General features: G+C 72.5%; 18 protein-coding genes. 3 read left to right on the forward strand and 15 right to left on the reverse strand.

Annotated features, from left to right (window positions below):
* Positions 1–80 precede the first annotated feature (80 nt).
* The 8 genes from IF09_RS0106975 to IF09_RS0107005 form a co-directional block, all read right to left on the reverse strand.
* The gene (locus tag IF09_RS0106975; RefSeq protein WP_030292997.1) at positions 81–1,082 is read right to left on the reverse strand and encodes a TIGR03842 family LLM class F420-dependent oxidoreductase; all 1,002 of its coding nucleotides are present in this window, start codon (positions 1,080–1,082) and stop codon (positions 81–83) included.
* A 9-nt stretch (positions 1,083–1,091) separates the two neighbouring features.
* Positions 1,092–2,492: a dihydropyrimidinase gene (hydA, locus tag IF09_RS0106980; protein WP_030292999.1), complete on the reverse strand. Its 1,401-nt coding sequence runs from the start codon at positions 2,490–2,492 to the stop codon at positions 1,092–1,094.
* 16 nt (positions 2,493–2,508) lie between these two features.
* Positions 2,509–3,762 (reverse strand): aspartate aminotransferase family protein, encoded by a 1,254-nt coding sequence (locus tag IF09_RS0106985; protein WP_030293001.1) that lies wholly within the window; start codon positions 3,760–3,762, stop codon positions 2,509–2,511.
* A 244-nt stretch (positions 3,763–4,006) separates the two neighbouring features.
* A complete protein-coding gene (locus IF09_RS0106990; protein WP_030293003.1) occupies positions 4,007–4,849 on the reverse strand; it encodes a nitrilase-related carbon-nitrogen hydrolase in 843 nt (280 codons plus the stop codon).
* 151 nt (positions 4,850–5,000) lie between these two features.
* Complete coding sequence (locus IF09_RS0106995; RefSeq protein WP_030293005.1) at positions 5,001–6,578, reverse strand: hypothetical protein; 1,578 nt, start codon at positions 6,576–6,578, stop codon at positions 5,001–5,003.
* Between the two features lie 45 nt (positions 6,579–6,623).
* A complete protein-coding gene (locus tag IF09_RS0107000; RefSeq protein WP_030293007.1) occupies positions 6,624–7,004 on the reverse strand; it encodes a PPOX class F420-dependent oxidoreductase in 381 nt (126 codons plus the stop codon).
* A gap of 9 nt (positions 7,005–7,013) precedes the next feature.
* Positions 7,014–7,187, reverse strand: a complete 174-nt coding sequence (locus IF09_RS45490) for a hypothetical protein (protein ID WP_158709918.1) — start codon at positions 7,185–7,187, stop codon at positions 7,014–7,016.
* Positions 7,188–7,313: 126 nt separating this feature from the next.
* On the reverse strand, positions 7,314–7,565 hold the full coding sequence (locus tag IF09_RS0107005; protein WP_030293009.1) for a helix-turn-helix domain-containing protein: 252 nt from the start codon (positions 7,563–7,565) through the stop codon (positions 7,314–7,316).
* Between the two features lie 78 nt (positions 7,566–7,643).
* On the opposite strand from IF09_RS0107005, the gene map reads away from it, so the two are divergent.
* Positions 7,644–8,411 (forward strand): type I methionyl aminopeptidase, encoded by a 768-nt coding sequence (gene map / locus IF09_RS0107010; protein WP_030293011.1) that lies wholly within the window; start codon positions 7,644–7,646, stop codon positions 8,409–8,411.
* Between the two features lie 3 nt (positions 8,412–8,414).
* Here the strand turns inward: map and ggt are convergent, their stop codons facing one another.
* Positions 8,415–10,229 carry a gamma-glutamyltransferase gene (gene ggt / locus IF09_RS0107015; protein ID WP_030293013.1) on the reverse strand — a complete coding sequence of 605 codons (1,815 nt, stop codon included), beginning with the start codon at positions 10,227–10,229 and terminating at the stop codon, positions 8,415–8,417.
* Between the two features lie 114 nt (positions 10,230–10,343).
* Here ggt and IF09_RS0107020 point away from each other — a divergent pair, with 114 nt between their 5' ends.
* Positions 10,344–11,069 carry a hypothetical protein gene (locus IF09_RS0107020; protein ID WP_030293015.1) on the forward strand — a complete coding sequence of 242 codons (726 nt, stop codon included), beginning with the start codon at positions 10,344–10,346 and terminating at the stop codon, positions 11,067–11,069.
* Here the strand turns inward: IF09_RS0107020 and IF09_RS0107025 are convergent.
* From IF09_RS0107025 to IF09_RS0107050, 6 genes are all read right to left on the reverse strand, one after another.
* A complete protein-coding gene (locus IF09_RS0107025; protein ID WP_030293017.1) occupies positions 11,029–12,300 on the reverse strand; it encodes a cytochrome P450 in 1,272 nt (423 codons plus the stop codon). The two genes, IF09_RS0107020 and IF09_RS0107025, sit on opposite strands and share 41 nt — an antisense overlap.
* A gap of 66 nt (positions 12,301–12,366) precedes the next feature.
* On the reverse strand, positions 12,367–12,876 hold the full coding sequence (locus IF09_RS0107030; protein ID WP_030293019.1) for a hypothetical protein: 510 nt from the start codon (positions 12,874–12,876) through the stop codon (positions 12,367–12,369).
* Positions 12,873–14,315: a sensor histidine kinase gene (locus tag IF09_RS0107035; RefSeq protein ID WP_030293021.1), complete on the reverse strand. Its 1,443-nt coding sequence runs from the start codon at positions 14,313–14,315 to the stop codon at positions 12,873–12,875. The genes IF09_RS0107030 and IF09_RS0107035 overlap by 4 nt, the downstream gene beginning before the upstream one ends.
* Positions 14,312–14,995, reverse strand: coding sequence for a response regulator transcription factor (locus IF09_RS0107040; protein ID WP_030293023.1), 684 nt, complete (start codon positions 14,993–14,995; stop codon positions 14,312–14,314). The genes IF09_RS0107035 and IF09_RS0107040 overlap by 4 nt, the downstream gene beginning before the upstream one ends.
* 39 nt (positions 14,996–15,034) lie before the next feature.
* Complete coding sequence (gene murJ, locus IF09_RS0107045; RefSeq protein WP_051832159.1) at positions 15,035–16,753, reverse strand: murein biosynthesis integral membrane protein MurJ; 1,719 nt, start codon at positions 16,751–16,753, stop codon at positions 15,035–15,037.
* On the reverse strand, positions 16,750–17,859 hold the full coding sequence (locus tag IF09_RS0107050) for a lipid II:glycine glycyltransferase FemX (protein ID WP_234320903.1): 1,110 nt from the start codon (positions 17,857–17,859) through the stop codon (positions 16,750–16,752). The genes murJ and IF09_RS0107050 overlap by 4 nt, the downstream gene beginning before the upstream one ends.
* 290 nt (positions 17,860–18,149) lie before the next feature.
* Here IF09_RS0107050 and IF09_RS0107055 point away from each other — a divergent pair, with 290 nt between their 5' ends.
* On the forward strand, positions 18,150–19,385 hold the full coding sequence (locus IF09_RS0107055) for an Ig-like domain-containing protein (RefSeq protein WP_037634227.1): 1,236 nt from the start codon (positions 18,150–18,152) through the stop codon (positions 19,383–19,385).
* Positions 19,386–19,426 lie beyond the last annotated feature (41 nt).

A 19,426-nucleotide genomic window follows, 5' to 3' on the forward strand; every position in this document is an offset into this window, starting at 1 on the left:
ACACATGACGGCGCCCCCTGCACCGTCAGCGGTGCAGGGGGCGTTTGCGGGTGGCTCCCCCGGCGCGGGCCGGAAAGCCGTCAGCCGTTGATCGCCGGGATCACGTGCTGCCCGTACGCGTCGATGGTGGCCTCCTTCGCGTCGTGCATGTCGTACACGGCGAACTGGTCGACGCCCAGGTCGCGCAGGGTCCGCAGCTTCTCGATGTGGGCCTCGGGCGGGCCGAGCAGGCAGAAGCGGTCCACGATCTCGTCCGGCACGAAGTCGGCGGACGGGTTCCCGGCGCGGCCGTGGTGGCTGTAGTCGTAGCCCTGGCGGGCCTTGATGTACTCGGTCAGGGCGTCCGGCACCATGCCGGAGTGCTCGCCGTAGCGGCCGACCAGGTCGGCGACGTGGTTGCCGACCATCCCGCCGAACCAGCGGCACTGGTCGCGGGCGTGGGCCAGGTCCTCCCCCACGTACGCCGGCGCCGCCACGCAGACGGTGACCGCGTCCGGGTCGCGGCCGGCCCGTTCGGCGGCCTCCCGGACCGCGCCGACCATCCACTCGGTGAGGTAGGGGTCGGCGAGCTGGAGGATGAACCCGTCGGCCTTTTCGCCGGCCAGGGCCAGCGCCTTCGGCCCGTACGCGGCCATCCAGACGGGGAGCTTCCCGTCCCGGATCCAGGGGAGCCGCAGCGGGTTGCCGTCGACCTCGGCCTCCCGGCCCTCCGCGAGGTCCCGGATGACGTCGATGGCCTCCCCGAGCCGGGCCAGGGTGTTCGGTCTGCGCCCGGCGACCCGCATCGCGGAGTCGCCGCGGCCGATCCCGCACACCGTGCGGTTGCCGTACATGTCGTTGAGGGTGGCGAAGGTGGAGGCGGTCACCTCCCAGGTGCGGGTGCCCGGGTTGGTGACCATCGGACCGATGTGCAGCTTCTGCGTGTTCGCGAGGATCTGGCTGTAGATGACGAACGGCTCCTGCCACAGCACGGCGGAGTCGAAGGTCCAGCCGTAGCGGAAGCCGTTGCGCTCGGCCCGCTTCATGAGGCTGATCACCTGGGAGGCGGGCGGGTCGGTCTGGAGGACGAGGCCGAAGTCCATCACGGTTCCTTAGAGGTACTGGCAGGTGGAGCGGGGGATGTACACCCCGTGGCCGGCCCGGCCGGTGTACTCGCGCCGGTCGATGACGAGTTCGCCGCGCGAGAGCACGGTGTCGACGCGCCCGGTGATCCGCTTGCCCTCGTACGCCGAGTAGTCCACGTTCATGTGGTGCGTCTCGGCGGAGATGACCTGCTCGGCGTGCGGATCGTAGAGGACGATGTCGGCGTCGGAACCCGGCGCGATGGTGCCCTTCTGGGGGTAGAGGCCGAACATCCGGGCCGGGCTCGCGCAGGCGATCTCGATCCAGCGGCGGCGGCTGATGTGCCCGTCCAGGACGGCCTGGTGGAGGAGATCCATGCGGTTCTCCACGCCCGGCAGCCCGTTCGGGATCTTCGAGAAGTCGCCGCGGCCGAGCTCCTTCTGGCCGCGGAAGCAGAACGGGCAGTGGTCGGTGGAGACCACCTGGAGGTCGTCGGTCCGCAGGCCCCGCCAGAGGGCGGCCTGGTGCTCGCGCGGCCGCAGCGGGGTGGAGCAGACGTACTTGGCGCCCTGGAAATCGGGCTCTTCGAGGTTGTCGGTGGACAGGAACAGGTACTGCGGGCAGGTTTCCCCGAACACCGGCAGGCCCTTGTCGCGGGCGGCGGCGAGCTCGGCGACCGCCTCCTGCGCCGAGACGTGGACCACGTACAGCGGGGAGCCCGCCACGCGCGCGAGCTGGATCGCCCGGTGCGTGGCCTCGGCTTCGAGGAGGACCTTGCGGACCTCGCCGTGGTGGCGGGGATCGGTCTCCCCGCGGGCCAGGGCCTGTTCGACCAGGACGTCGATCGCGATGCCGTTCTCGGCGTGCATCATGATCAGCCCGCCGTTGCCGGAGGCCCGCTGCATGGCGCGCAGGATCTGCCCGTCGTCGCTGTAGAAGACGCCGGGGTAGGCCATGAACAGCTTGAAGGAGGTGACGCCCTCCCCGATCAGGTGGTCCATCTCCTTCAGGGTCCCCTCGTTGACGTCCGAGAGGATCATGTGGAAGGCGTAGTCGATGGAGCACTTGCCGTCGGCCTTGTCGTACCAGGTGTCGAGCCCCTGGCGCAGGGCCTGGCCCATGCTCTGCACGGCGAAGTCGACGATGGTGGTGGTGCCGCCCCAGGCGGCGGCCCGGGTGCCGGTCTCGAAGGTGTCCGAGGCGGCGGTCCCGCCGAAGGGCAGCTCCATGTGGGTGTGGGCGTCGACCCCGCCGGGGATGACGTACTTCCCGCTCGCGTCGATCGTACGTTCGGCGGTCCAGGCCTCGGCAGCCGCCGAGCCGTGGGCCGCGAGGGCGGCCACCCGGCCGTCCTCGACCAGGACGTCGGCATGGAGCTCGTCGGCGGCCGTGATGACGAGGCCGCCGCGGATGAGGGTGCGGATGGACATGTGCGGCGCCTCCCGGTCACACGATGCTGTGCAGGGCCCGTTCGAGGATCTCGGCGCCCTCTTCCGCCTCGGCGACGGTGAGGGACAGCGGCGGCGCGATGCGCAGCACGCTGGTGTTGTACCCGCCGCCCTTGCCGAGCAGCAGGCCGCCTTCGCGGGCGGCCTCCAGGACGGCGGCGGCCGCGTCCGGGTCGGCCTCGCCGGTGCCGGGTTTCGTCAGCTCCAGCCCGGCCATCAGGCCCCGGCCGCGGACCTCCCGTACGGCGGGCACGGTGGCGGCGATGGCGCGCAGCCGCTCCAGGAGCAGGCCGCCGACGCGGCGGGCGTTGCCCTGCAGGTCGTGCTCCAGCAGGTAGGCGAGGTTGGCCACGCCGGCCGCCATCGTGACCGGGGAACCGCCGAAGGTGGAGATGGAGTTGGTGTCGATGCAGTTCATCACCTCGGCGCGGGCCACGACCCCGCCGATGGACATGCCGTTGCCGATGCCCTTGGCGAAGGTGAGGATGTCCGGCGGCCCGTTCTGGGCGTGGGCCTGCCAGCCCCAGAAGTGCTCGCCCGTGCGGCCCCAGCCGGTCTGCACCTCGTCGCTGATCCAGAGGATGCCGTGCCGGTCGAGGACCCGGCGGAAGGCCCCGTACAGCCCGTCCGGCGGGGCGGTGAACCCGCCGACGCCCTGGATGGGCTCCGCGATGAGGGCGGCGACGCCTCCGCGGGCCTGGCCGAGCACGTCCTCGAGGTCGGCGACGGCGGCCGCGGTGAACTCGGCGTCGTTCAGGTGCGCGAAGGGTCCGCGGGTGCGCACGGCGCCGTGGACGTAGTACGTCTGGAGCGGCGAAAGGCTGGTCGGGGACCAGCCGCGGTTGCCGGTGATGCCGACGGCGGAGAAGGACCGGCCGTGGTAGCTGTTGCGCATCGCCAGGATCTGGTTGGAGCGGCGGTACGCGGTCGCGAGCAGCAGGGCGGTGTCGTTGGCCTCGGTGCCGGAGGTGGTGAAGAAGACCCGTGCCTCGGGAATGCCGGACAGGGCGGCGACCCGCTCGGCCAGCTCGATCATCGGGCGGTTGAGGTACAGGGTGGAGGAGTGGATGAGCCGGCCGGCCTGCTCGGAGACGGCCTTGGTGACCTCGGGCAGGGCGTGGGCGGTCATCGTGGTGAGGATGCCGCCGAAGAAGTCGAGGTAGCGGTTGCCGTCGGCGTCCCAGACGTGGCGGCCCTCGCCGTGCGTGAGCTCGAGGGGGCGGCGGTAGTAGAGCGCGAGCCAGTCGGGCATGACGGCCTGGTGGCGGCTGTGCAGGGGGATCGGGTCGGTCACCGGCTACCTCCGGGGATACCCCGGCCGCTGGGCCGGGGAGGAATGGGGCCCGTGTGGGGCAGGACAGGGAGCCACCGGTCGCCATCGGCGTGCGGCGTCGGCCACAGCGGCGTCACGCTCGGACTCCAGGCGGTGTGCAGGACCTGTTGGACCGCCGGTCCACAAGGCGGCGTGAGCCAGGAACCCTCCTTCAGGGGAGGAGTCAAGGCTGTACGAGCCCTCCGTAGGCGTCGGGGCGGCGGTCGCGGTAGAAGGCCCACTGGTCGCGGACCTCCTTGATCAGGTCGAAGTCGAGCTCCCGGACGAGGAGTTCCTCGTCCTTGCCGCTGGCGACCTCTCCGACGAACTGGCCACGGGGGTCGACGAAGTAGCTGGTGCCGTAGAAGTCGTTGTCGCCGTACTCCTCCTGGCCGACGCGGTTGATCGCGGCGACGAAGTACTCGTTGGCGACGGCCGCGGCGGGCTGTTCCAGCTTCCAGAGGTAGGAGGACAGGCCGCGGTGGGTGGCGGAGGGGTTGTACACCAGCTGCGCGCCGGCCAGGCCCAGGGCGCGCCAGCCCTCAGGGAAGTGGCGGTCGTAGCAGATGTAGACGCCGACGCGGCCGACGGCGGTGTCGAAAACGGGCCAGCCGAGGTTGCCCGGACGGAAGTAGTACTTCTCCCAGAAGCCCTTGACCTGGGGGATGTGGTGTTTGCGGTACTTGCCGAGGTAGCTGCCGTCGGCGTCGATGACGGCGGCGGTGTTGTAGTAGAAGCCCTCGGACTCGAGCTCGAAGACCGGTACGACGATGACCATGCCGGTCTCGCGGGCGAGCGCCTGCATGCGCTGGACGGTGGGGCCGTCGGGGACGGGCTCGGCCCAGCGGTAGTGCTCGGGATCCTGGACCTGGCAGAAGTACGGGGCGTTGAACACCTCCTGGAAGCCGATGATCTGCGCGCCCTGGGCGGCGGCCCGGCGGGCGTGCTCCTCGTGTTTGGCGATCATCGACTCGGTGTCTCCGGTCCAGGTGGCCTGGACGAGTGCGGCGCGGACGACTTGGGCCATGAGCTGCTCCTCGCGACGGGAACGCCGAGTTCTACGCACGTAGACGGTATGTGTAGGGAGTAGAACGTAGGCCTCGTCACACCGCGGGGCAAGACCGCCGTGCACGGTTGGGTGAGTCGATCAAGGTAGGACAACGGACGGTCGAATCCGCTCAGTGGACGGGCGGTTTCGCAACCCGCAGGGCGTGTACGAGGTCACGGTGATGGGTGCCGGAGAGGGCCTCGGCGGCCCGGAGCAGCCGGGGAGTGAACCACTGCGGATCGCGGCGGGCGAGCCGTACCGCCTCCTCCGCGGTGCGGACCTTGACGAAGGCGCCGAGGAGGGCGTCGGCCTCGTGGGTCCGGCCGGCGGCGGCCAGGGCCAGGGCGGCGTCGGCGATCTCGGCGGCGGGGCGGGCCGCGCCCTGGCGCAGCAGGGTCTCGCAGTCGGCGTGCCGGCCGGCCTCGCCGAGGGCGGCGGCGGCCGCGGCGAGCCGCTCGGGCGGGAGCGAGGCCGCCTCCCACAGCAGCGTGGCCCAGTCCGCACCGAGCCCGGCGCGCACCAGCTCGGCGGCCCACCCGGGCAGCCACTCGGCGGGCCCGGCGGCGGCCTCGCAGAGCACCGCGTGCGCCTCCCCACTCCGCCCCTGGGCCCGCAAGGCCCCCAACTGCCCGACCACGCCCGCAATCCCACCGCCTTGCAGGGCCGCCTCCGGCCCGGCGGACTGCGCCTTCCGCTCCGGCGGCGCGAGGCTGTCGGCGACGTCGGGCAGTTGCGCGTCGGGACCCTCAGGCGAGAAGGGGTCCTCGCCGACGGCCGGGGCATCCGGCCGCGGCGGGGCGAACCGGGCTCGGCCGATGGTGCCGCGGGGAGCGAGGGGTCCTGGGTCGGGGCGGCCGAAGCGGGCGCCGCGGGGTGGCACGGCGGCCGCGCCGGGGAGCGCGGCGGGCGGGGTGGGGGCGGCGGGGGCCGCGGCGCCCGCGTAACGGGCGCCGCCGGCCCGCCGTGCCCCGCGCAGCCACCGCCCCTCGGCCCGCCCGACGGGCGGTTCCGCCTCCCGGCCCTCCCCCGCCTCCCGCTGCCGCGGCACCCCGGGCAACGGCCCGCCGTCCCCGGCCCCGGCCCACGCCCCGGGCGCCCGGGCCGGATCCGTGGCTTCGGCCTCGGCTTCGGCTTCGGCTTCGACGGACCGGGCGCCGCCGCCCCGGCCGGAGGCGGGCTGCCCGGACGGGGCGGGGTCGGGGGCGGGCGTCGACAAGGCCGTCAGGCGGGAGGTCAGGTCCTGCTGGCGGGCGGCCGCCCTGGCTGCGTCGTCGCGCGTCCAGGCGAGTTCCCGGGTCAGCGTTTCCGCCTCGGTGCGGTCCGTCGTCGTCGCCAGGCGGGCCGTCAGGGTGCGGGTCGCCGCCTCCGAGACGGCCCGCTGGTCGGCGGCCGAAGCCAGCAGGGTCCGCAGTTCCTCCGCGCCGCCCGGCAGCCGGTCCCACACCGCGACGGCCGCGGCCCGCAGCCGGGCCGCGTACTGCGTCTCCCGCTGCGCGGACTCGGCGCCCCTGGCCTCCGCGAGGTCGCCGAGCAGCGATTCCACCACGTCCCACGGCGGCATCGCGGCCCCGTCCAGACAGGCCCGCAGACCCTCCGGATCCCGGCGCAGGAACTCCCCGTACCAACCTGCCCCCGGATCGAGCCTTTGCGTCAACCCGCGCAAGTACCCCGAGAGTTGACCGATCACCAGTGAAGTCGCGGTCTCCATGCCGGCATTGGATCCCACCGGTGTTACGGGCGGGCTACGGGAGTCTCAAAGCTTGACGGCGATCGCGGTGTGCGGGCGCTTCCCGAGCCGGAACACCGCCGCCGGCACGTCCAGCCCCCAGAACTGCCAGGTGTACTTCCGCAGCATCAGCTTGCGCACCCGCTTCAGCCCGGCCTCGTCCAGCAGCCGCGCCTCGCCCACCAGCACGGGCGCCCCCTCCGCGACCCGCCCCCGCACGTCGCAGGGGCTGACCGTGACCCGCCCGTTGTTGCGGATCCGCTTCACCTTCCAGGAGTCGGTGCGCGTCCAGACGTACAGCTCACCGCCGTCCGCCACCGCCCACACGGGCGTCGCGACGGGCGTGCCGTCCTTGCGGAACGTGGTGAGGCTGACGTACTTGCCCCGGTCCAGCTCATCGAGAGTCATCCGCGGAGCCTAAGGGGTGTCCGCGGGGTGGCCGGCGCCGGCTTCGCGCAGGGTCGCGTCAGCCGGAAACCTGGCATCGGCCCGGCCCTCCGGCGCCGCGCAGACGGCGAGCAGCAGACCCGCCGCCAGGAGGGCGCCGAGGAGTCCGAAAACGAGTCGTGTGGAAGCGTTCGAGGCTGACACGCCTTCACGCCTGCCCCGCGCCCGGCCGCTCCCACCAGCGATTGGGCCGTTCGGCCCGCCGGGCCCGCCCGAAAGAACCCGCAGGTCCGCGGGCCGGGTCCGGGGCCGACCCGGCCCGGAACGGTGTCAGGCGGGGACGAACGCGCAGCGGCGCAGTACCTCGTCCAGGGACAGCCCGAGCGCCTCGGCCACGGCGGCCACGGTGAAGAACGCCGGGGTCGGCGCCCGTCCGGTCTCGATCTTGCGGAGGGTCTCGGCGGACAGCCCGGCGCTCGCCGCGACCTCGACCATGCTGCGGCGGCCGCGGGCCTCGCGCAGCAGTGCGCCCAGGCGCTCGCCGCGTTCGCGCTCTTCGGGGGTGAGGGGGGTGCGGACCATGCCCGCATCCTACCCGCTCCCCCAATAACTATCCCGTGAAAGTTATACCGGGATAGATATACCGGTATAGTTATTGGCATGGTGGAACTGAAGACGGAAGAGTCGATCGAAGCAATGCGCGCCCCGGGCCGGGTCGTCGCCCAGGCCCTGGCCGCCGTACGGCAGGCCGCCCGGGTCGGGGTGTCCCTGCTGCACCTGGACGAGGTGGCCCGCGGGGTACTGGCCGGGGCCGGCGCGAGCTCGCCGTTCCTCGGCTACCGGCCGGAGTTCGCGCCGGTGCCCTTCCCGGGGGTGATCTGCACCTCGGTCAACGACGCGATCGTGCACGGCATCCCCGGCGGCTACCGGCTCCGCGACGGGGACCTGGTCAGCATCGACTGCGGGGCGAAGCTCGGCGGCTGGGTCGGGGACGCGGCGGTCAGCTTCACCGTCGGCCGGCCGCGCCCGGCGGACCTGCGGCTGATCGAGACCGCCGAGGCGGCCCTCGCGGCCGGCACGGCCGCCGCACGGCCCGGCAACCGGATCGGGGACATCGCGTACGCCGTCGGCACCGTCTGCCGCGCCGCCGGCTACGGCGTCCCGGACGGGTTCGGCGGCCACGGCATCGGCCGCAGCATGCACGAGGACCCCGGCGTGCCCAACGAGGGCCGGCCGGGGCGCGGTATGAAGCTGCGCCCCGGCATGGTGCTCGCGATCGAGCCGATGCTGATCGCGGGCGGTACGGACGACTACCGGTGCGACGGGGACGGCTGGACCCTGCGGAGCGTCGACGGCAGCCGCGCCGCGCATGCGGAGCACACGGTCGCGATCACCGCCGACGGCCCGAGGATCCTCACCACTCTGTGACGCCTACGGCTTGCCGTGCGGGTGGACCACCATCGCCGAGCCCCCGCCCCGTCGGCTCGTCTCGGCGGCGGCCAGCCAGCGCCCGTCCGGGAGCCGCTGGACCCCGGTCGCCGCGCCGATCTCCGGGTTCTGCCGGAACCTCTGGCCCAGCGCCTCCAGCCCGGCCCGCAGCGGGCTGTTCCACAGGCCCGGCTCCAGCTCGGTGGTGGTCTGGTTGCGCTGGCTGGCCCGCGGCGCCGCGATGGCGTCGACCAGCGGCAGCCCCCGGTCCAGGTGTCCGATCAGGGTCTGCAGGACGGTGGTGATGATGGTGGCCCCGCCCGGGGAGCCCACCGCGAGCACCGGACGCCCGTGCTCCAGCACGATGGTCGGGGACATGGACGAGCGCGGCCGCTTGCCGGGGCCGGGCAGGTTCGGGTCCGGGACGCCGGGGGCCGCCGGGGCGAAGGAGAAGTCGGTCAGCTCGTTGTTCAGCAGGAACCCCCGGCCCGGGACGGTGATCGCGCTGCCGCCGGTGGACTCGATGGTCAGGGTGTACGAGACGACGTTGCCCCAGCGGTCGGCGACCGTCAGGTGCGTGGTGTTCTCCCCCTCGTAGGTGGTCGGGGCGGCTTGGCCCAAGCCGCCGCAGGCCGCCGGGTGACGCGGGTCGCCGGGGGCCAGCGGGCTGGTCAGCGTCCGGTCCGGGGCGATCAGGCAGCCGCGCGAGTCGGCGAACCGCTGCGAGAGCAGCTCCCGCGTGGGCACGTTCTCGGCGGCCGGGTCGCCGACCCAGCGGCCACGGTCGGCGAACGAGATCCGCGAGGCCTCGATGAACCGGTGCAGGTACTGGGTCTCGGACAGCTTCGACAGGTCGGTGCGCTCGAGGATGTTGAGCGCCTCGCCGACGGTGGTGCCGCCCGAGGACGAGGGCGCCATGCTGTACACGTCGAGGCCCCGGTAGCTCACCTGGGTCGGGGCCTGGCGCTTGGTCTCGTACGCGCGCAGGTCGCCGGTGGTCAGATCTCCCGAGCGGACGATCCGGGTGGCGGCCGGGTCCACGGGGGGCTTGCGGACGGCCCGGACGATGTCCTCGGCGATCGGGCCCCGGTAGAGCGCGCCCGTGCCCTTGCGGGCGAGTTCCGCGTACGTGGCCGCCAGGTCCGGGTTCTTGAAAGTGGAGCCGACCACCGGCAGGGCGCCGCCCGGCAGGAAGAGCTTCCTGGTGTCCGGGAAGTCCTTGAAGCGGTCCTGGTTGAGCTCCGTCTGGGCCCGGAAGGTCGGGTCGACGGTGAACCCGTCGCGCGCCAGCTTCTCGGCGGGCTTCAGGAGGTGGCCGAGCGGGCGCGTGCCCCAGGCGTCGAGGGCGCTCTTCCAGGTGGCCGGGGTGCCGGGGACGCCGACGGAGCGGCCGCTGGTCTGGCCCTGCTCGAAGGGGATGGGGACGCCGTTCTCCTGGAAGAGGCCGGCGGTGGCCGTGGCGGGGGCGGTCTCGCGGCCGTCGATGGTCTGCACCCGGCGGGACTTGGCGTCGTAGTAGACGAAGTAGCCGCCTCCGCCGATGCCGGCCGAGTACGGCTCGGTCACCCCGAGCGCGGCCGCGGTCGCGACGGCGGCGTCCACGGCGTTGCCGCCGGACCGCAGGACCGCGATGCCGGCGGCGGAGGCGTCGGCGTCGACACTGGCGACGGCCCCGCCGTAGCCGGCGGCGACCGGGACCTTGGCGGGGTGGCCACCTCCGGACGCCGCCGCCTCGGACGGCGGGGCGGCGGCGCCGGTGGACACCAGCGCTCCGGCGAGGGCGACGAGCGCTAACTGACGTGTGGCGGAACGACGCATCCGAACCTCCAGTCGACGGCCTGTCGGACCCCACCGGACAGGCCTGAACTCGGCACTTTAACTTCACCGCACCCCCCGCGTCAGGAAGACCCGGTGCGGGCTAGCATCCGGCCCATGAACGAAGACGTGCGCAACATCGTGCTCGGCGTGGTGGCCACCGCCATCAGCGGCGGCTTCGGCTGGTTCACCCGGACCTATCTGTGGCGCCGTACGCTGCGCCGCAAGCAGGCCTTCTTCGGCCTGCCCACCGGCTCCGACTGCCTGTTCGTGGTCAACCGGCAGATGGGTGGCACCGAAGGGTCGGTGCACCGCAATGACGCGTTCGCGCTGCTGGAGATATCCGCCCTGATCAAGGACTGCGGGGCCAATCTCCAGATCGTCTCCCACGACTCGGTCAGGCAAGGCTTCGGCGAGCGCGCCGAGTTCTGCGTGGGCGGGCCGGTGTCCAATGCCCGGACGGCGGCGCACCTGGCCTCCATGCTGCCGGGCGTCCGTGTCGACGTGTCTACGGAGCCGGGTCCGGACCGCGGGGCGATCCGCGTCGGCGAGGAGACGTACCGCTGGCAGAAGGGCCAGATCGACCATGTGCTGCTGGCCCGGCTGACGACCGGACCCGGGAGCCGGCCGGTGTTCCTGGTCTCCGGGCAGACCGCGATCAGCAACCAGGCGGGCGCCCGCTACCTGGCCCGCCACCACAAGGACCTGGCGCGCCGCTACCGCGGGGACTCCTTCTGCGTGGTGCTGAAGGTCAACAACTCCGACGCGTACGGCCCGGACGTGGTCGAACTGCTGGCGGACGTCACCCGGCCGGCCCGGACACCCGCAGCGGCAGCCGCGTGATCCCGTTGATGAAGTTCGACACCAGCCGGCGCGGCGGGCCCGCGAGTTCCGGGGCCGGCATGGCCGCGCGCCACTCCTCGTAGAGCACGCGCAGCTGGAGCCGGGCGAAGTGGGCGCCGAGGCAGACGTGCGGGCCGTCCCCGAAGGAGACGTGCGGGTTGGGCGTCCGGGCGAGGTCGAGGCGCCCGGGGTCGGTGAAGGCGCGCTCGTCGTGGTTGGCGGAGGCGTGGAAGACCACCACCTTGTCCCCGGCGCGGATCGGCTGCCCGGCGAGCTCGGTGTCGACGGCGGCCGTGCGGCGGAAGCTGAGCACCGGCGGCTGGACGCGCAGCAGTTCGTCCACCGCGGTGTGCAGCGGGGTCCGCCCCTCGGCGAGCAGCCGGTACGCGTCCGGGTCGCGGGCCAGGGCCAGCAGCCCGCCGGGGGCGGCGCTGCGAACGGTGTCGTTGCCGGCGACGGTGAGCAGGAAGAAGAACATCTCCAGTTCGGCCGGGTCCAGTCCGGCCTCGGCGAGCGCGGTCATGACGTCGTCGCCGGGGTGCGCGTGCTTGTGGGCCGCCAGTTCCCGGGCGTACGAGAACATCTCGCCGAGCAGCGCCGGGGAGCGCGGGTTGAGGGGCTTTCCGTCGGGGCCGCGCAGGGGCGCGGGCGCGTCCTCGGGGTCCTGGTAGCCGATGATCCGTACGGTCCACTCCAGCAGCAGGCCCCGGTCGGCGGCCGGGACGCCCAGCAGGTCGGTCAGGTTGAGCAGCGCGTACTCGTCGGTGACCGTGCGGACCAGGTCGGCGGCGCCGTCCTCGGCCTTCGCGCGGGCGGTGGCGAGCAGGGTGCGGGCCCGTTCGCGGACCCGGCCGGCGAAGGCGTCGACACGGGCGGGGGTGAAGGCGCGGGAGACCAGCCGGCGCAGCCGCCCGTGGTCGCCGGCGCTGCGGCGCGGGTCCTGGTTGAGCATGGTGCGCCGCAGGAACGGCAGGTCGGCCGGGTCGGGGTCGCGGATCTGCGTCGCGCCGAGCCAGGAGGAGTACGTGGCGTGGTCGCGCAGCACCCTGACCACGTCGGCGTGCCGGGTGACGGCCCAGAAGCCGGGGCCGGCGGGCCAGCCCTGGATCTCCGGCTCGGCCTGCCAGGCGACCGGGTGCCGGTCCCGCAGCAGCCGGTAGCTCTCGTACGGGATCCCGGCGCCGTAGATCCGGGGGTCGAAGACGTCGGGCACGTACGCGGCGGGATCCATGGGGCCACGGTGGCGGGAGTACCGGCCGTCCCGCAAGGGGTGATCGGTTCCCGAGGTGGCAGCGGGTCAGTTCCCGAGGTTGCAGTGGGCGGGTGCGGCCGAGGTGTCCGGGCCGCGCAGGACCACCGCGTACCGCGGGTCGACGGAGGCCGCCGTGCAGACGAGCTGACGGCGGGCCGTCTCGGACAGGCCCGCGACCGCGAACGGCAGCCGGACCTCCATGGTCTCCTCGGACACGATGCTCGACGAGAGGCCGAAGGGGGGCTTCCTGTCGGCCGGCGCGGGCACCCGGGTCTCCAGGCCTGCGGCCTTCTCCTTGTCGAGGGGGCCGATGAGCAGCCGCATGAGGACGGATACCGGCGACTCCGCGGGCTGCTCCCGCTCGGGTACGGGGAAGAGCCGCCCGTCGGACGTCACGAAGTACACCGTCCCCTTGGTGTGGGGGTCGGGAAAGACCACCTTCGCGGCGTCGCCGCTCTCGATGACCCCGGTGGGCTTGATCCCGCAGCCGGTGAGCAGCAGTCCGCCCAGCAGCAGGGCGGCGCCGGCGGCCGCGGCCGTCCGTACCCGGGTCATGCGCCGGCCTCGAGGGGCATGTCGAGGGTGAACACCGCTCCCCCGGTGGGTCCGTTCGCGGCGCGCAGGGTACCGCCGTGCAGCCGGACGTTCTCCAGGCTGATGGCGAGGCCGAGGCCGCTGCCCGCGGAGCGGGTACGGGCGGCGTCGGCCTTGAAGAACCGGTCGAAGATGTGCGGCAGCACGTCGGGGGCGATGCCGGGCCCGCTGTCGGCGACTTCGATCAGGAGCCGGGGGCCGCCGGGCCGCCGTTCGGTGCGCACACCGACGTGGACCGGGGCGCCGCCGTGCCTGAGGGCGTTGCCGACGAGGTTGGCGAGGACCACGTCGAAGCGGCGCGGGTCGAGCCGGGCGCGGACCTGCCGCGGCAGGTCGGTGACCACCCGCTCGTCGTCCCAGTGGCGGAGCTCGAGGGTCTTGCGCACGGCCTCGGCGATGTCCACGTCGTCGAGGTTGAGCTCGGCGGCGCGGGCGTCGAAGCGGGAGATCTCCATGAGGTCCTCGACGAGGACGGCGAGCTTGCCGGTTTCGGCGCTGACCAGGCGCACGGCGGCGGCCGTGTCGGGGTCCAGCCGCTCGGCGTCCTCGTCCAGGACCTCGGTGACGGCGAGCATCCCCGACAGCGGGGTGCGCAGCTCGTGGGAGACGTCGGAGGCGAAGCGGCGGGCCCGGATCTCGGCCTCCCGCAGTTCGTTCACGGACTGTTCGAGGGCGCGGGCGGTCTCGTTGAAGGTACGGGCGAGTCCGGCGAGTTCGTCGGCGCCGCGGACCTCGATGCGGGTGTCGAGGCGGCCGCGGCCCAGGTGCTGGGCGGCGCGCCGCATGTCCCGTACGGGGCGCAGCACGCTGCGCGCGGCGAGCAGGGCGGGGACGACGGCGATGGCCAGGCCGGGGACGGCGCCGCGTTTGGCGGCTTCGACCATGGCCTCGACCGTCTTCCCCTCGGTGGTCAGGCGCATCGTCGCGAAGATGACCAGGCCGGTGGGTTCCCGGGTCTCGTTGTGGAGGAAGACGGCCGGCATGCCGACGGTGAGGTAGGGGGTGCCGGAGGCGTCGGTCACGCGCTGGAAGGCGCCGTGCGGATGGGCCGTCACCTGGCGGCGGAGCTGCTCGGTCACGACGGTGGAGGTGGGCGCGGTGGTGCTGGAGGCCCGCAGGGTGCCGTACTCGGCGAAGACGTTCCACGGATTCGGTTTGCCCTTTTTGCCCACCTCGTTGACGATGCGCTGGAGCTGCGCCTGGTCCAGCGGCAGGTCGAGGGGCTGGCTGCCCACGAGGTCGCGCAGGGTGATGACCGCGGTGTCCTGGCTCTGCTTGAGGACCGCCGTGCGGGCCTGCTGGTAGGTCAGCGCGGCCGTGGTCACCGCGCTGATCGCGGCGACCAGCAGGAAGGCCGCGATCAGCCGGGTGCGCAGCCCGAGCGGCGCGATGCGCCTCACAGCGGTCCGAAGCGGTAGCCGAAGCCGCGCACGGTCTGGATGTAGCGGGGGCTGGCGTCGGGGTCCTCGACCTTGGTGCGCAGCCGGCGTACGCAGGCGTCCACGAGCCGCGCGTCGGCGTGGTAGCTGTGGTCCCACACGTACTCGAGGAGCTGTTGGCGGGAGAAGACCTGCTCCGGGGAGGCGGACAGGTGCAGCAGGAGTTTGATCTCGCTGGGGGCGAGGGGGACGCGTTCGCCGTTCTTGGCGACGGTCAGGCCGGCGCGGTCGATGGCGAGCTCGCCGTGGAACTCGACCTCGGGACGGCTGCCCGAAGGGGCGCCGAGCCGGCGCAGCACGGCCTTGATGCGGGCCTCGATGACCTCGGTGCGGGCGGGTTTGACGATGTAGTCGTCGGCGCCGGCCTCGAGGCCGACGACTATGTCGAAATCGTCGCCGCGGGCGGTCAGCATGATGATCGGGAGCTGGCTGGTCTCGCGGATGCGGCGGCAGACCTGTACGCCGTTCATCCCGGGCAGCATGAGGTCGAGGAGCACCAGCTCCGGAAGGAAGCTGCCCATCAGCGCGAGGCCCGCCTCGCCGGTCTCGGCGGCGCTCACCTCGTGACCGCGGCGGCGCAGGCCGAGGCCCACTCCTTCCCTGACGGAAGGGTCGTCCTCGATCAGCAGTACGCGTGGCATCCGGTCATTGTCCAAGGTGGTTGAGGGCTTGCTCTCCTGCTAACGGCCGATTTTCCGCCGCAGGGAGTCCAGCAGGTCGGTGATTTCCGTGAGGCGCAGCGGCCTGGCGAGCAGGACGACGACGAGCGCGAGGGCCGCGGTTCCCGCGCCGACCGCGGCGAAGTCGCCGAGGCCGTCGGCGGCCCGGGCGGCCGCGTATGCGGCAGCGGCCGCCGGCAGGCAGGCGGCCAGCAGCCGCAGGTGGGTGCGGACCGCGGTGGTGCGTCGCTCGGTACGGGTTCCCGCGCGCGGGCCGAGCCGCCGGGCGAGGGTGTACGCGGTGACCGCGAGGCCCGCGAACAGTGCGACGGAGTAGGCGCAGGCCATGCCGGTGACGGCCCAGCGCGGCGGCAGCAGCAGGTACGCGGTGAGCGACAGCCCGCCGTTCAGGGCGGCGATGACCAGGTTCAGGAAGAACGGGGTCCGGGTGTCGGAGAGGGCGTAGAACCCGCGCGAGAGGACGTACTGGCCGGAGAAGGCGATCAGGCCGGGCGCGAAGGCCATCAGCATGCCGGCCATCGCGTCGGTGTCGGCGGCGGTGGTGCGCCCGTACCCGAAGACGCTGCCCATCACCCACGGGGCGAGGGCGAGGAACACGAAGGTGGCGGGGACGACCAGGGCCGCGCTGGAGCGCAGCGCGTACGAGACGTCCCGGCGGACCGAGGCGAGGTCGCCGTCGGAGGCGGCACCGCTCATCCGTGGCATCAGGGCGGTGACCAGGGAGACGGTGATGATGCCCTGCGGGACGATCCACAGCTGGTAGGCGTTGCTGTAGGCCGTGTAGCCGGCGCCTCCCGCGAGGCCGGCATCCACGGCGCGCTGGCCGGTGGCGGTGGAGAGCCGGGTCACGACCCAGTAGCCGATCTGGTTGGTGAAGACCAGCATGACCAGCCAGCCCGCGTTGCGCAGCGGGCGGGCGAGGCCGCTGCCGCGCCAGTCGAACCGGGGGCGCCAGCGGAAGCGGGCGGCGCGCAGCGAGGGGACCAGGGCGAGGGCCTGGATGACGATGCCGGCGGTGGTGCCGAGGCCGAGGAGGCGGGTCTCGCCGGCCGTCAGGCCGTCCGCACCTCCTTGACCGCCCCGGGAGACCACGAGGAACAGCCCGAAGACGCCGATGATCACGATGTTGTTGAGGACCGGGGTCCACATCATCGCGCCGAACCTGCCGCGCGCGTTCAGCACCTGGCCGAGCAGGGTGAACAGCCCGTAGAAGAGGATCTGCGGGAGGCAGTAGCGGGCCAGGGCCACGGTGGTGCTCGCCTGGCTCCCGGTGTAGTCGGTGTACGCCGAGACGATGAGCGGGGCCGCGAGGACCGCGGCGGCGGTGAGCACGACCAGGGCGGTGGTGCAGGCGGTCAGCAGCCGGTCGGTGTAGGCGGCCCCGCCGTCCTGGTGCTCCTTGGCCGCCCGGACCAGCTCGGGCACGAAGACGGCGTTGAGCGCGCCGCCGATGAGCAGCATGTACAGGATGTTCGGGACGGTGTTGGAGACGGCGTAGCTGTCCCCGAGCAGCCCGGTGCCGAGCGCGGCGACGACGACGGCGGAGCGGACGAAGCCGGTGGCGCGGGAGACGATCGAGCCGGCCGCCATGAGCGCACCGCTGCGCAGCACGGACGCCTTCCCCGGTGCCGGCTCCGCGGTGCCTTCGGCGGACGTGCGTTCGGCGGACGTGCCCTCGGCGGACGGACCGTTCGGCGGTCTGGTGTCGGTGGCCGTCACCGGCGGGCCAGGTAGGCCTGGAACGCCTTGTGGAGCGCCGTGTTGGCGTATCCGTCCATCGGGGTCTCCCACTCGCCGAGCGTTTCGACGACCTGCCCGCCGGTGCCGAGCTTCCAGCGCAGCAGCCCGAAAGTACGTTCGTCGGGGTCAAGGGTGGAGGGTACCCCGCGCATGTCGTATTCGTCCGCTCCGAGGATGTGGGCGTCCCGCATCATGCGCCACTGCAGGGCGTTGCTGGGGCGGACCTCGCGGCGGTGGTCGGCGGAGGCGCCGGTCTGGTACCAGACCCGGCGCCCGGCCACGATCATGGTGTGCGCGGCGAGGATCTCGCCCTGGTGGATGCCCAGGTAGAGGCGCATCCGCCCGGGCGACTCGGCGTTGAGGACCTCGTACTGCTGCTGGTAGTACGCGAGTGAGCGGCCGAGCCGGAAGCCGTCGCGCTCCTCGGTGATGCGCAGCAGCCGGTAGAACTCGGGCAGGTCGGCGGCGGTGCCGAGGATCGTCTCCACGCCGCACTTCTCGGCCTTGCGCACGTTGCGCCGCCACTCCTGGTTGAGGCCCGACCACAGCTCGTCGACGGAGCGGCCGGCGAGGGGCACGCGGAAGACGTGACGCGGCTGGGCGTCGCCGTCGTCCTCGCCGCCGCAGCGCTTCCAGCCGCGGGTGCGCAGCCGGTCGGCGAGGGCGGCGCCGACGGGGTCGACCTCGGTGGCGAGCACGTCGGAGATCTGCCGGCCCGCTCCGGTGCCCGACTTGACGGCGGCGGCGTCCCAGCGGCGGTAGGCGGGCGTGGGCCCGATCCGGACGGCGAAGGCGCCGGCCGCGCGCAGATGGCGCTTGAAGGGCTCCAGCCACCGGTCGACGTCGGGGTCGGACCAGTCCGCGACGGGCCCCTCGGGGAGGTAGGCGAAGTATTTGCGGGTGCCCGGGAATTGGCGGTACAGGACCTGTCCGGCACCGGCTATTTCCCCGTCGGGGTAGTGCCATCCGACCCTTTCCGAGCGCCAAAGGTCCTTCACCCCGGCCCAGGACGGGTACTGGAGAAAGCTCGCGTTCCGGTTCTTGGAAAGGAAGGCCTGGTATTCCGGAACGGACAGCGGACGCACGCTCAGCTCCTGGTCCGGGGACTGGTGTCGCTGGGCGGGGGTCACGAGCAGTGCGCACACGACGGATCGGCCTTCCTGTACGCCCGGGAACCCGGGATGCGGATGCGGGATGCACGGGACTCTCACAGGTGTCCATGACCGAAGTGCGCGGCGATTGTGACCGGACGATGACCGTTTCGCTGCGGTGCACGTCACAACCGAAAGTCGGATCTTTTCGGCGGATTACGCAACCTACAGTCGTGCCGTTCGCATCTCCTTTTGCGGACGATCATTACTTGGAGGGGTTTTCGTTGAGCCGCACACGCCGTATCGCACGCAGCCGCCACGCCATGCTGGCCGGGACCGCACTCATGGCCGCCGCGCTGACCGCCTGCGGGGGCGGCTCGGGCAGCGGGAAGGACGGCGGGAGCGGGTCCGGCGCGGCGGAGATGAAGAAGAAGCCGGACATGGCGATATCCGTGAACCTCACGGGCGATCAGGCCAAGCCCGGCGAGCCGGTGAAGGTGACCCTCGCCGAGGGGAAGCTGTCCCTCGTGAAGGTGTCCGACGGCAAGGGCGGTGAACTGCCCGGGAAGATAGCCGACGACGGCAAGTCCTGGACGTCCGAGCGCAACGCCTCGCCGGGCACGGACTACAAGGTCGAGGCCCAGAACAGCGACAGCCAGAGCGCGAGCGCCCAGTTCAAGACGGCCGCCGCGGACAAGGTGAACAAGGTCACGATCAACCCGGGCAAGGCCAACCCCGTGGTGGGCATCGCCCAGCCGGTCTCGATCGTCTTCGACAACCCGGTGAAGAACAAGGCCGAGGTCGAGAAGCACCTGAAGGTCACCACCTCGAACAACACCGAGGGCTCCTGGGGCTGGTTCAAGGACTACACCGGCAACGACCGGGTGGACTGGCGGCCGAAGGAGTACTGGAAGTCCGGCACCGACGTGAAGGTCGAGATGAACCTCAACGGGGTGGACTCGGGCCAGGGCGGCGGAATGTTCGTCAAGGACTACAACACCGAGTTCAAGATCGGCAAGGACCGCCGGCTCCAGGTGAACCTCGACACCAAGAAGATGACGGTGACCGAGGACGGCCAGGCGGTGAAGACCATCCCGGTCTCGGCGGGCACGCCCGGCGGCCAGAAGGCCTCCTGGTCCGGGAAGATGGTGCTGATGAGCAAGGAGGGCACCATCCGGATGGACTCCCAGACGGTGGGCCTGGGCGACTCCTACGACAAGATGGTCGACTACTCGATGCGGGTGACCTGGTCGGGCATGTACATCCACGCCGCACCGTGGAACACGGGCAACTTCGGCCGAGCCAATGCCAGTTCCGGCTGCGTGGGGATGAGCGACTCCGACGCGAAGGCACTGTTCGCCATGGCCCAGGTCGGCGACCTGGTCGAGGTCACCGGCGACGGCTCCAAGGGCAAGGCCGAGATCGGCAACGGCTACGGCGAGTGGAACCTGTCCTGGGACGAGTGGAAGGCCAAGAGCGCCCTGGCCGGCGGCGCGGGCGGCACTCCCCAGAACGGCTGATCCCGCACTTGACACGCATTCAATCGTTACCAGCGCGTAAC

This window comes from Streptomyces katrae, assembly GCF_000717655.1.
Classification (GTDB): Bacteria; Actinomycetota; Actinomycetes; order Streptomycetales; family Streptomycetaceae; genus Streptomyces; species Streptomyces katrae_B.

Bases quoted from the DNA above. Each gene is read 5' to 3' on its own strand.
- IF09_RS0106995 (WP_030293005.1), bottom strand. From the start codon at position 6,578: ATGGAGACCGCGACTTCACTGGTGATCGGTCAACTCTCGGGGTACTTG.
- ggt (WP_030293013.1), bottom strand. From the start codon at position 10,229: ATGCGTCGTTCCGCCACACGTCAGTTAGCGCTCGTCGCCCTCGCCGGA.
- IF09_RS0107005 (WP_030293009.1), bottom strand. From the start codon at position 7,565: ATGGTCCGCACCCCCCTCACCCCCGAAGAGCGCGAACGCGGCGAGCGC.
- IF09_RS0106985 (WP_030293001.1), bottom strand. From the start codon at position 3,762: ATGCCCGACTGGCTCGCGCTCTACTACCGCCGCCCCCTCGAGCTCACG.
- map (WP_030293011.1), top strand. From the start codon at position 7,644: ATGGTGGAACTGAAGACGGAAGAGTCGATCGAAGCAATGCGCGCCCCG.
- IF09_RS0107020 (WP_030293015.1), top strand. From the start codon at position 10,344: ATGAACGAAGACGTGCGCAACATCGTGCTCGGCGTGGTGGCCACCGCC.
- IF09_RS0107040 (WP_030293023.1), bottom strand. From the start codon at position 14,995: ATGCCACGCGTACTGCTGATCGAGGACGACCCTTCCGTCAGGGAAGGA.
- IF09_RS0107030 (WP_030293019.1), bottom strand. From the start codon at position 12,876: ATGACCCGGGTACGGACGGCCGCGGCCGCCGGCGCCGCCCTGCTGCTG.
- IF09_RS0106990 (WP_030293003.1), bottom strand. From the start codon at position 4,849: ATGGCCCAAGTCGTCCGCGCCGCACTCGTCCAGGCCACCTGGACCGGA.
- IF09_RS0107000 (WP_030293007.1), bottom strand. From the start codon at position 7,004: ATGACTCTCGATGAGCTGGACCGGGGCAAGTACGTCAGCCTCACCACG.
- IF09_RS0107025 (WP_030293017.1), bottom strand. From the start codon at position 12,300: ATGGATCCCGCCGCGTACGTGCCCGACGTCTTCGACCCCCGGATCTAC.
- IF09_RS0106975 (WP_030292997.1), bottom strand. From the start codon at position 1,082: ATGGACTTCGGCCTCGTCCTCCAGACCGACCCGCCCGCCTCCCAGGTG.
- hydA (WP_030292999.1), bottom strand. From the start codon at position 2,492: ATGTCCATCCGCACCCTCATCCGCGGCGGCCTCGTCATCACGGCCGCC.